The sequence below is a fragment of the uncultured Deefgea sp. genome, assembly GCF_947072475.1.
In the GTDB taxonomy this organism is placed as follows: Bacteria; Pseudomonadota; Gammaproteobacteria; order Burkholderiales; family Chitinibacteraceae; genus Deefgea.
The window spans coordinates 1-11056 of the sequence record NZ_CAMTIA010000076.1; the positions used below are offsets into that span (position 1 = coordinate 1).

Here is an 11056-nt window from a genome sequence, read left to right on the forward strand (position 1 = left end):
CGACAGGGCGTTGGGCTTGCAGTGCTGCTGGCTATCAGCGCGGGCGTACTGGCTGCAGGCTGTGGTGGGTTGCCAACGTAGCCCAGCCAATGAGCGATGCCGACGCCCGAGGCTAAAATGACAGACGCCGCTGCCGCTAAAATCAGAGGATGGGTGGTTGAAGCTGTCGTGCTCATCATGAATGCTCCTGCTTGGAATCAATTGATTTTGCGCTGTTTTTATAAACCAAGCTATGACGCGGTGCACAGATATAAAAAAAGCCCGCCGTGAATAACGACGAGCTTTGGTCTTATGTGGCGGGTGTTACAGCCGGAATTTATGCACTAAAGTCGCGAGTTGTTCTGATACGACTTTAATCGATTGTGCTGCGCCGACCGTACCTTGGGCTGCCGACATGGTGCCGTTGGAAGATTGGGCTACTTCATCCACATCATTACGGATCGCCATACTGGCATGCACTTGTTCAGCCAGCGCATTGCCGATCGCCCCTACCACCAAAGCGGTGGCTTCGGTTTCTTGGCGAATGGCTTTGACTGCTTCGCCGCCTTCTTTGGCTTGGCGTATGCCTTCTTTGAGTTGGATAAACATCTCATCCATCCGCGTTTTGGCATTTTGACCACTACCCTGAACGGCAGTAATGGTGAGGCCAATTTCTTGCGTTGCTGAGCTGGTTCGCTCGGCCAGTTTACGTACTTCGTCGGCCACCACCGCAAATCCACGGCCCATATCGCCGGCGCGTGCCGCCTCAATGGCGGCATTGAGTGCCAGTAGATTGGTTTGGTCGGCAACGTCGCGAATCACGGCAATAACGGCGGAAATGCTGCCAACGCGCTGCGCTAAATCATCAATACTGCTCTGGGTGTCGCCAACCGCTTGTTCAATATCGGCAAAACGGGTGACGGCCGATGAAATTACCGTGAGGCCTTGCGCAGAAATGGCCGTGGCCGATTCGCTTTGTTGACGAGCAGTATTGGCTTGTTGTTCAGCTGAGCGAGTTTGTGCCGCAAATTGTTCTGCGGTATGCGCAATGCGGCTGGCCGCATGGCCTTGTGCTTCAATTAATCGATTACTGTCTTGGGCGCGAGCCACGATGTCTTCACTGGTGTGGTGTAGGGTGGATACCGCTTGCGATAGCTGCGACATCACGGTGCGTAATGATTCGCGCATGCGGATAACTGAGGCATAAATACTATGCGGTGCGGCGTCGTCCGCTTCATGGTGATTTTGTAAATTACCGTCGGCCACGCTTTGCACCAGTCTTAATACCTCGGCGGGTTCGCCACCTAAGTCATTTAAAATCCGGCGCACGGTGGTGAGCATCAGAAAACCCACAATCCCAGCAACCACTAGGCAGATCCAAACTTGCCAGCGTGCATTGCTCCAAAAGCGATCGTGCGCTTCGGCTGAGCTAACACCATTGCCGACAATCCAGCCCCAGCGTGGTGTTTTTTGTGCCACAGACAGTAGCTCGATCACTTCGCCGTCGCGCTCTGAGGTCCACGGATACGCGGTGAGTCCGCCGCCCGATTGATTGAGTGCGGCCAGCGCAATAGCACCAACACTGCCGCCTTTGGCATCTTTAAATTCATTAAAACTCGTGCCATGCAGTTGTGGGTCGAGCGGCGTCGCAATGAAATTGAGTTTTTCGTCGGTAACGTAAACGTATTCCGATTTGTGATATTTGTTTTCGCGCAAAATTTGCGTTGCAATGGCTTTGGCTTGTGTTTCAGTCAGTTGACCGCTGGCGGCTAAGTTTTCTAGCTGAGTAATCGTCAGGTAGGTGCTTTTAAGGAGTTGTTCAATGCGTGCTTGATTGTCGCTTGCGCTCATATCACGCATGGTGATTAAGCCAACTAACATGACGCCGATTAAGGCGACGAGAACGGCAATGGATAAGGCCCATGCTTTAAATTTAAGTGTCATCGTGAGGTCCCATACCATTTGTAACAAAGACGGTGTATGGGCGCTATTATGCCTTGGATATTAGAGATTAATAATACCGTTTCCTAAATAGTTCACTTTACCTGAGCAGTAAATCTGTAGTAGTGGATTGATCTTGATGTTGATCACACACAGTCGGCTAATCAGTTTTTGGATGGTATGGCCTTGTTCAATTCGAAATTGCAACGGCGCTTTGGCTCCGGTAGCCAGTAAGTAACTGCCCAAATTGGCCGCGGCGGTGCCCGAGGCAAAATCTTCTTCGACCCCAAAAGCGTCCGAGCTAAAGCAGCGCACGGTGAATAGTTCAGCATCACGCCGCCAGATGGTGACTTGTGCCATGGCGTTGGCGCTATTGAGAACTTGCGCTAACAAAGCGGGGTGGGGCTTGGCCTGCAAAACACTTTGCCGTGAATGCGTTTGAATCATCAGCTGCTCGACGCCGTTATCGACCCATAAAATGGGCAAAACTAAATCATGCACGCTGATATTGAGCGCTTGGGCTAAGGCGAGTGGGCTTTGATCATAAGGACGGGTACTGCTTGGCGAGCTAATAAAATTGTATTCTTCATGGCTATACCCCACCTTGTATTGTCGTGCATTGTGCGTGAGTAATAGCGACTTAATCTCAGGATCTAAATGCCGAGCAACAGCTGCGGCACCAATTAATGCTCTGCCAGAAAAAGGCAGGGCATACTGCGGTGTATAGCATTGCAGCTGCTGAGTATGAGGGCTAAAAAAAGCCACTTCAGTGCCGCCCATTTGGTAAGCGAGGGCTTGGCAAATTTCAGTATTTGGGAAATCATTGACCACAAAAACCACTAATGGATCGCCCGCTAAGGGCTTTTCGGCAAAAACATTCAACATGTGAAAGGTATATTGTGGCATGCGGCGATGACCTTGAAAGAAAAGCTTGCTGACACTTAGTGACGCAAAAAATGGTATTTTTTGGTAAGATAGAAAAAATATTGTCTTGAATTTCCAAAAAGTTGGACTGCCATGCCTGTGAACTTACCTATTGCTGAGAAAGACCAACCCTTAAAGCGAGATCTTGATCTGCTTGCTGCCTTGTTGTCTGACACGATTCGTGAACAGGCTGGTGCTGCAACTGCTGAACAAATTGAAGCCATTCGTCAACTAGCGTTCCGCTACGTGCAAGGCCATGAACCTGATGCGGGTAAAGCATTGGCGCGTTCCTTGTCGATATTGGATATGCCAACCACCATGGCCTTGGTACGTGCATTTAGCTATTTCTCGCATTTATCTAATATAGCCGAGGATTTGCACCATAATCGCCGCCGCCGCGCGCATAAAATTGCCGGTTCAAAACCACAGCGTGGCAGTATTGCAGCGGTAATTGACGATCTGCTCGGGCGTAACGTTAAGCCATCTGAAATGTTAGCGTTATTGGCGGATACACTGATAGCGCCGGTGATGACAGCACATCCGACAGAAGTGAAGCGTAAAACCATCCTCAATTGTCATAATGCACTCGCTGCCTTACTGACAGAGCGTGACCGTAGCCAGATGACGCCGGAAGAAATCCGCGACAATCAAGAAGCCATGGAGCGCGTCATGCTGACTTTGTGGCAAACCCGCGAAGTGCGTACGGTAAAACTGACCGTGCAAGATGAAATTGAAAATGGCTCGACCTTTTTCCGTAATACCTTCTTGCATGAAATCCCACGCCTTTATCAAGACTTAGAAGACAAGTTTTCTGATATGACGGGTGAAGCCATTCAGTTGCCTAACTTTATTCAAGTGGGTAGCTGGATTGGTGGTGATCGCGATGGCAACCCCAATGTGACGGCCGATGTGATGCGCTATGCCGTCTCGCGCCAAGCTGGTGTGGCATTAGATCATTACTATCAGCAATGCTTGAAGCTGGAAGGCGAATTGTCGATGTCGACGCGCTTGGTGGCAGTGGATCAAGCGTTGTCTGAATTGGCTGAAAGCGCAGTGGATGATAAAGATCGCAAAATTGGCGAGCCTTATCGACTGGCTGTGTCGGCGATTGCATCGCGCATTTTTGCTACCGCGCTTGAAATCGGTACGTTTCACCATGAATTACACGATGTGGCACGGGCGGCACCTTATAAAAATGTTGCAGAATTATCGGCTGATTTAGCCACGATTGAGCGCTCATTAAAAGCACATGGCGCGGTGAAATTAGCCAATGGTCGTTTGCGTCGTTTGCAGCGTGCAGTATCGGTATTTGGCTTTTTCTTAGCGCCAGTCGATATGCGTCAGAATTCGGCGATTCATGAAAAAATGATTGCTGAGCTATTTCAGCAAGCGGGTTTAGAAGAATACAGCAAGCTCAATGAGCAATCTCGCCGCACGGTACTGCTGCGTGAGCTTTCAAGCCCACGGCCATTGATCTGCCCATACGATGTGACCTATAGCCCAGAAGTGCAGCAAGAATTAGATATCTTGCACGCTGCCGCTGAATTACAAGCGCGCTATGGTGAGGCTGTTCTACCGAATTATATTATTTCTAACTGTGAATCCGTTTCGGATATGTTGGAAGTGGCGGTGTTGCTCAATGACGTGGGCTTGGTGTCATTGGCACCGCAAGTTCGCAGCAAAGTCAATATCATCCCATTGTTTGAAACCACCCCTGATTTGCGCGATAGCGGCAAAATCATGGGTGAGTTATTTGCCTTGCCGCAATGGCGTTTGCTGCTCAATTGCCGCAATCAAGTGCAAGAAGTCATGTTGGGGTATTCCGACTCGAATAAAGAAGGCGGCTACCTTACTTCTAATTGGGAGCTGTATAAAGCTGAGCTTAACTTGGTCGATGTCTTTACTGCCGCCAGTGTTACGCTGCGTTTATTTCATGGCCGTGGTGGTACGGTGGGCCGTGGTGGTGGACCGGCTTACGATGCGATTTTGGCGCAGCCAGCCGGTTCAGTGAATGGGCAAATTCGCATCACCGAGCAAGGTGAAGTCATCACCGCCAAATATGCCGACCGTGAAGTGGGTCGACGTAATTTGGAGATTTTAGTTGCCGCAACTTTGGACGCCAGCTTTCAGCCTTTGATCGAGCAAACCGATGATGTCTTAGCACGCCGTGTGCTGATGGAGCGTTTGTCGAGCCGCGCGTATCAGTTCTATCGTGATTTAGTCTACGCAACGCCGGACTTTATTACTTACTTCCTAGAAGCCACGCCGATTACCGAAATTCCGAATTTGAATATTGGTTCGCGTCCAGCGGCGCGTCGCAATACCACCAGCATTGGTGATTTGCGTGCGATTCCGTGGGTGTTTTCTTGGTCACAATGCCGCTTAATGTTGCCGGGTTGGTATGGTTTTGGTACCGCAGTGGCTGAGTATCTGGATGAAACCGGGGAAGAAGGCTTAGCGTTATTGCGTGAGCTGTATAAAACTTGGCCGTTCTTGCAAGTGACGATTTCGAATATGGAAATGGTCTTGGCTAAATCGGATATTGCCATTGCCGAGCGCTATTCTGAATTAGTGCAGGATCAAGCGATTGCCAAACGTATTTTTGGCCGGATTAAAGCTGAATGGCAACGCTCGGTGGATGCGGTGTTGGTGATTACTGAGCATGAGCAATTATTGGGTGACAATCCAATGTTGGCGCGTAGCCTGGACAATCGCTTGCCGTATTTGGATCCACTCAATCATCTGCAAGTTGAATTACTGAAACGTATCCGTAGTGGTGATGATTCGGAAGAATTACGTCATGCGGTGCATTTGACCATCAACGGGGTGTCAGCCGGTTTACGTAATAGCGGCTAATTACTCGTAATAACAAGGAAACGCCATCATGCGCCCAGTAAAACGATTGTTTGCTTGCGGCTGTATGGTGGCGTTTTTGCATTCTGCGCCCACTTGGGCCTTACCCAGTCACTTTAGCGATAAAGTCGAAGCGGCTTTAGCGTGTCGTAGTGAATGGTCAACTCAGTGGTGGCATAGCTACTTTCAATTGCATTTAGATGCACCGATTCGGGTTTGGGGTGAGGCGCAGTGGTATGCCGGTAAAAATGCGCAGTTAGCGGGTAATACAGCCCAAGAAGTCTTTGTAAATACCCCTGAGTCTGGCGCATTAATGGTTGGCGTATTGATTAATTCGCCGGTGGCCACGGTTAGAAAAAATATCGAGGAACGACTCGGGATGCGTTTTGTCGAGCTAGCCGGGCCTTATCCACGGTTTTTATCGCAATTGGGTAGTGTCTTGGTGCCAACGTCGGCAGAGCAAACCAAATGGTATTGCGCGCGCTGGAATTTGGGTAACCGACCATAGAAATACCACTTTTCAGGCACTTAAAAGTTCAATTTAATTCGGGAGTTAATTACTTGTTTGTTATTTTATTGTAATAAAATATCAACATCAAGGCGGCTTACTTCAGTGGTCGTTCTGGCTATTTTTAAAAGTGTCGGAAATACGCCCTCTCTTTTTGAGATTAAACCATTCATTTTTCTCGGGTTAAACTACATCATTATTCGATAATGTTGCGGCGCAACATTTAATTTAAGCCTGATTTGCAATCAATCAATGCCAATTATTTTATTTATGCTGCGCCGCACCAATGGCAATTTTGCGTTGTTTGGTAGTGCTGCACGCGCAGGGTTGAGTGCATTTTCCGATTGCTTTATTTGATGAACGAGGCGCTTGACAGAAAAAATACTTTGTTACTAAATAGACTTTATCGGGATCAAAAATATAATTTTGGCGCGATGCAATCATTAAAAATGAATTGATATTACATTAATCTTTCATTTTTAAGATTGCGGCAAGACCAGTTCGATTGCGCGGGTAATGCCAAAAATAAAGAGGATGGAGATTCACATTGTTAAGAGTAAAAGCGTGAGCGGTGTTGATGACTCAAGCTACACAGATGAAGTCATGCTAATAAGGCGAAACTGAGCACGATTGGGTTGGTGTGACCCATTTAGTGCATGATTGCCTATCAACCCTTCCACTTGTGGAGGGGTTTTTTATTTATCCCACCCGCAAAGTGGTGGATAATCGCCTTTTGCTTTGTTGTGATGATTATGTCTGCTTCATTAAGCCCGCGTGCCAATTTAAGCGCAATGAATACCCTGGGTTTGACAGCTTTTGCGGCCCGAATTTTAGCTCTACAGTCGATCGAACAACTCGAACCATGGCGGCTAGATCCTGAATTAAATACGCGGCCATGGCTGATTTTAGGTGGCGGTAGTAATTTGGTGTTGTCCGAGTCGCTCGATAACGTGGTGCTGCATGTTGAGCTCAAAGGCAAGCGTTTATTGCGCGAGGATAATGAGGCGTGGTACGTCGCAGCGGCGGCCGGAGAGCTGTGGCATCCATTTGTGCAATGGACCTTGGCGCAAGGCTGGGGTGGGCTGGAAAACCTGTCTTTAATTCCGGGGACGGTTGGCGCAGCACCGGTACAGAATATTGGCGCTTACGGCGTTGAGCTTAAAGATACCTTGGATCATTTGACCGCGATTGATTTAAGCAGCGGCCAGATGCAACAATTTAGCGCCGCCGATTGCCAGTTTGCCTACCGCGATAGCTTTTTTAAGCAATCAACAACGCCTTGGCTGATTTGTGAAGTGGTGTTTCGCTTACCCAAAAATCATCAAACCAAAACCAATTATGGCGACATTGTTCATGCTTTACAGGCGATGCAATTGCCGACAACGCCAAGCGCCATTTCACAAGCGGTATGCCAAGTTCGACAAGCCAAATTGCCCGATCCGGCGGTGATTGGCAATGCCGGCAGTTATTTTAAAAATCCCATCGTTAGTGCCGAGCATTACCAAAAATTACAGGCGCGCTTCCCGCAAATGGTGGCTTATGCCTTGGCCGATGGTCAGTATAAATTGGCTGCTGGTTGGTTGATTGAACAAGCCGGTTGGAAAGGGCGGAGCTTGGGGCCGGTTGGCATGTATGAAAAACAAGCTTTAGTCTTGGTTAATCACGGTGGCGCAACCGCCGCTGATGTGCTGGCTTTAGAGCAAGCAGTGCAGGCCGATATCGCCGCACTCTTTGAATTGGCTTTAGAGTCTGAACCGGTTAAGTGGTAGGTATATCCCGCTAGATATTATTTAATATGGATTAGAGAGCGATACCTCGGTATCGCTCTTTTTTTATCCTAGGGTCTGTTGGCGTGTGGTTTGCTAGCCGTGCTTGCGACTATTTTGCGGCTTATGCCAAGGCCTTGAGTAAAGCGTCATGGATGCCAGCAAAGCCGCCATTACTCATCACTAAAATATGGTCGCCTGCTTGCGCGGATGCTGTGATCGCTTGGACTAATGCTGATATGTCATTAAAGCTTTGCGCTTTATCGCCCAATTGAGCCAATGCTTCGCTGGGCTCCCAGCCTAAATTGGCACCATAACAAAAGACTTGATCGGCAGCGGCTAAACTGGCTGGCAGTGCCGCTTTCATCGTACCGAGCTTCATGGTGTTGGAGCGCGGCTCAAGCACGGCCAAAATCCGCGCATTGCCGACTTTGGCGCGTAGCCCAGCAATGGTGGTGGCGATGGCCGTTGGGTGATGGGCAAAATCATCGTAAACGGTGATTTGATTGACGCAGCCTTTGACTTCCATACGCCGTTTGACATTGGCAAATTGCCCCAAAGCCTCAATGGCGACACTTGGCGTAACGCCTACATGGCGTGCTGCAGCAATCGCCGCTAAGGCGTTGTGGGCGTTGTGTTCGCCCATCAGTGACCATGTTAAACGGCCTTGTGCTTGGCCATCGAGTAAGACTTCAAAGCCATCTGGGTACACGGTACCCACTTGCCAGCCGTGATCGCTCCCAGCAAAAAACTCAATTTCACTCCAGCAACCGCGATCAAGTACGCGTTGCAAGCTGGCTTCTTTGCCATTCACAATCACGCGGCCTTGGCTAGGAACGGTGCGAACGAGGTGATGAAATTGGGTTTCAATCGCCGTTAAATCAGCAAAAATATCGGCGTGATCAAACTCTAAATTATTTAAAACGGCAGTGCGTGGGCGGTAATGCACGAATTTACTGCGTTTATCAAAGAATGCCGTATCGTATTCATCGGCCTCAATCACAAAAAATGGCGAGGTACTGTGCAGATCTTGACGTGGTGTTTGCGGCAAGCGCGCCGAAATACCGAAGTTCTCTGGGATGCCACCGATCAAAAATCCGGGGGCCAATCCGGCGTATTCTAAAACCCATGCCAACATGCCGGTGGTGGTGGTTTTACCATGCGTACCGGCGATGGCCAGTACCCATTTGTCTTGTAAAATTTGCTCGCCCAGCCATTGCGGGCCCGAGGTATAGGGGAGGCCGGCGTCTAAAATCGCCTCCATCAGCGGCATACCCCGTTTAACCACATTACCAACGACATATAAATCAGGTTGTAGCGCCAATTGTTCAACGCCGAATCCTTCGATGAGCTCAATGCCGAGTGCTTCAAGCTGGGTTGACATCGGCGGATACACATTGCTATCGCAACCGGTCACGGTATGACCTGCCGCACGCGCGAGTGCGGCAATGCCGCCCATAAAAGTGCCGCAAATACCAAGAATATGAATATGCATAATGGAGATAACCGTAGTGCCCGTGGCGAAATTAAATCAAATGAAATGAAAATGACTGTTTTTGAATAATGAACTTGGCGAAGTATGCGCATGTCCTTACAATCGAGACCATAGTATAAACCAACGCTAGGCTTTAACTCCATGACTCTGTCCACCCCAGTTAATCCGGTGGAAATTGCCCGCATTGCACTTAAGCGGCTTTCTGAACGCGCTTTGCCGCCAACGCCTGAAAATTACACCCAATTTTATAACGCCATTTTGACCATCAAGGCACCAGAAAGCAAAACCGCCAGCGAGATGCAGGTGGCTTGGCAAGTTTTGTATAAGCTGGATGATGCCACAGAAGGGGCGAGCTTACTGACTGAATGCTTATTAGAAAATCTGGCCGATTCAAGTCAGGTTTTTGAGCAAAAACTCGGTGACTTAAAGCAAGTACGCCAAGCGCATGTGGCGCAGCAAGTGAGTATTGAAGAAACGCAAGCGTCTTTAGAAGACATGCTCAATGTGGTGATTAGCACCACGCATAATGTGCACTCCACGGTGAGAACATCCCATGGTGACTTACAGACGATTCGCGATTCAATTCGACATATTGAAGAAGACTTAGCTTTTAATCGCAAAGTGCTTGAGCAAGACGCCTTAACCGGCGCTTTAAATCGGCAAGGGCTGGATCATTTATTGCTGCGTGAAGTTAAAAGGGCGCAGCGCATTGATGGCCGCTTAACCGCCGCGATTATTGATTTGGATGACTTTAAGTTAATAAATGATCGCTTTACCCATTTAGTCGGTGATCAGGTATTAATTCATGTGACTAATCTGACTAAAGCGGTGCTGCGCGAATCGGATGTTTTAGTGCGCTATGGTGGCGAAGAGTTTTTATTGTTACTCGTCGATACCGATATTCGCGGGGCCAGTTATGTGATTGATCGACTGAAGTTAGTGGCCGCTCGCACGCCCTATATTCACCATAATCAAAGAATTGAAGTGCGTTTTTCTGCCGGTATTGCGCAGTTAAAAGACGACGAAAATGGCCGCGCTTTATTGCTGCGTGCGGATGAAGCTTTATACCGCGCCAAGCAATCAGGCCGGGGCAAGACCGAAATTGCCGATTAAGCGCGACCTTGCCGTGTTTGGCGGCTTTGGGTCGGATGCTGCGTTACCCAGCGCTGGCGTAGAAAGGACGACGCTAGCGCTTAGTGCCTTGCCTCAGGTCCAAATCCGCACCAACGCGGTTGGCAAACCCAATGTCAACAGACCCTAGTTCAGCCAAAGGGCAAGATAACCATTACGCAGTACCAGCACGGCAAAATACACATACAGCAGTGCCGAAACTGCATGGCACGCTTGTTTAAAGCGATTGCCCATCACTTGGCCGCCGTGGTGGCTGGCGATCACAATCCCCGCACTCCACGCAACGCCACCGATAAAAAAGCCCAATAAAAATTCCGCGCTACTCAACCAAGTGCCATCGGTGGCTTGCGCGATCAGTGCGCCGCCGACCGCAGCAAACCATAAAATCGACGTCGGTGAGGCCAAGGCCAACATGAGTCCACGGCCAAATAAATGATGCTTGGGCGGTAAGGGCGGGTG

General features: G+C 49.1%; 8 protein-coding genes. 4 read left to right on the forward strand and 4 right to left on the reverse strand.

Annotation, left to right across the window (positions count from 1 at the left end; all coding sequences use genetic code 11):
- Positions 1-303 precede the first annotated feature (303 nt).
- The gene (locus tag Q0V82_RS15400) at positions 304-1923 is read right to left on the reverse strand and encodes a methyl-accepting chemotaxis protein (protein WP_297577147.1); all 1620 of its coding nucleotides are present in this window, start codon (positions 1921-1923) and stop codon (positions 304-306) included.
- A gap of 60 nt (positions 1924-1983) precedes the next feature.
- The gene (locus Q0V82_RS15405; protein ID WP_297577149.1) at positions 1984-2826 is read right to left on the reverse strand and encodes a PhzF family phenazine biosynthesis protein; all 843 of its coding nucleotides are present in this window, start codon (positions 2824-2826) and stop codon (positions 1984-1986) included.
- A gap of 111 nt (positions 2827-2937) precedes the next feature.
- On the opposite strand from Q0V82_RS15405, the gene ppc reads away from it, so the two are divergent.
- The 3 genes from ppc (at position 2938) to murB (ending at position 7974) form a co-directional block, all read left to right on the forward strand.
- Positions 2938-5700 (forward strand): phosphoenolpyruvate carboxylase, encoded by a 2763-nt coding sequence (ppc, locus tag Q0V82_RS15410; protein ID WP_297577151.1) that lies wholly within the window; start codon positions 2938-2940, stop codon positions 5698-5700.
- A gap of 28 nt (positions 5701-5728) precedes the next feature.
- Positions 5729-6205, forward strand: coding sequence for a hypothetical protein (locus tag Q0V82_RS15415; RefSeq protein WP_297577153.1), 477 nt, complete (start codon positions 5729-5731; stop codon positions 6203-6205).
- Positions 6206-6957: 752 nt separating this feature from the next.
- Positions 6958-7974, forward strand: coding sequence for a UDP-N-acetylmuramate dehydrogenase (gene murB, locus Q0V82_RS15420; RefSeq protein WP_297577155.1), 1017 nt, complete (start codon positions 6958-6960; stop codon positions 7972-7974).
- 121 nt (positions 7975-8095) lie between these two features.
- Here murB and mpl read toward each other — a convergent pair whose 3' ends face one another.
- Positions 8096-9469: a UDP-N-acetylmuramate:L-alanyl-gamma-D-glutamyl-meso-diaminopimelate ligase gene (mpl, locus tag Q0V82_RS15425; RefSeq protein ID WP_297577160.1), complete on the reverse strand. Its 1374-nt coding sequence runs from the start codon at positions 9467-9469 to the stop codon at positions 8096-8098.
- A 138-nt stretch (positions 9470-9607) separates the two neighbouring features.
- Between mpl and Q0V82_RS15430 the strand changes: the two genes are divergently transcribed.
- Positions 9608-10579: a GGDEF domain-containing protein gene (locus Q0V82_RS15430; RefSeq protein WP_297577157.1), complete on the forward strand. Its 972-nt coding sequence runs from the start codon at positions 9608-9610 to the stop codon at positions 10577-10579.
- Positions 10580-10723: 144 nt separating this feature from the next.
- Here Q0V82_RS15430 and Q0V82_RS15435 read toward each other — a convergent pair.
- Positions 10724-11056, reverse strand: a 333-nt coding sequence (locus Q0V82_RS15435) for a LysE family transporter (protein ID WP_297577158.1), incomplete at its 5' end; no start/stop codon positions are given.

What these genes read in the sequence shown, in the direction of transcription:
- Q0V82_RS15400 (WP_297577147.1), bottom strand. Translation starts at nt 1,923, where the DNA reads ATGACACTTAAATTTAAAGCATGGGCCTTATCCATTGCCGTTCTCGTC.
- Q0V82_RS15405 (WP_297577149.1), bottom strand. Translation starts at nt 2,826, where the DNA reads ATGCCACAATATACCTTTCACATGTTGAATGTTTTTGCCGAAAAGCCC.
- ppc (WP_297577151.1), top strand. Translation starts at nt 2,938, where the DNA reads ATGCCTGTGAACTTACCTATTGCTGAGAAAGACCAACCCTTAAAGCGA.
- Q0V82_RS15415 (WP_297577153.1), top strand. Translation starts at nt 5,729, where the DNA reads ATGCGCCCAGTAAAACGATTGTTTGCTTGCGGCTGTATGGTGGCGTTT.
- murB (WP_297577155.1), top strand. Translation starts at nt 6,958, where the DNA reads ATGTCTGCTTCATTAAGCCCGCGTGCCAATTTAAGCGCAATGAATACC.
- Q0V82_RS15430 (WP_297577157.1), top strand. Translation starts at nt 9,608, where the DNA reads ATGACTCTGTCCACCCCAGTTAATCCGGTGGAAATTGCCCGCATTGCA.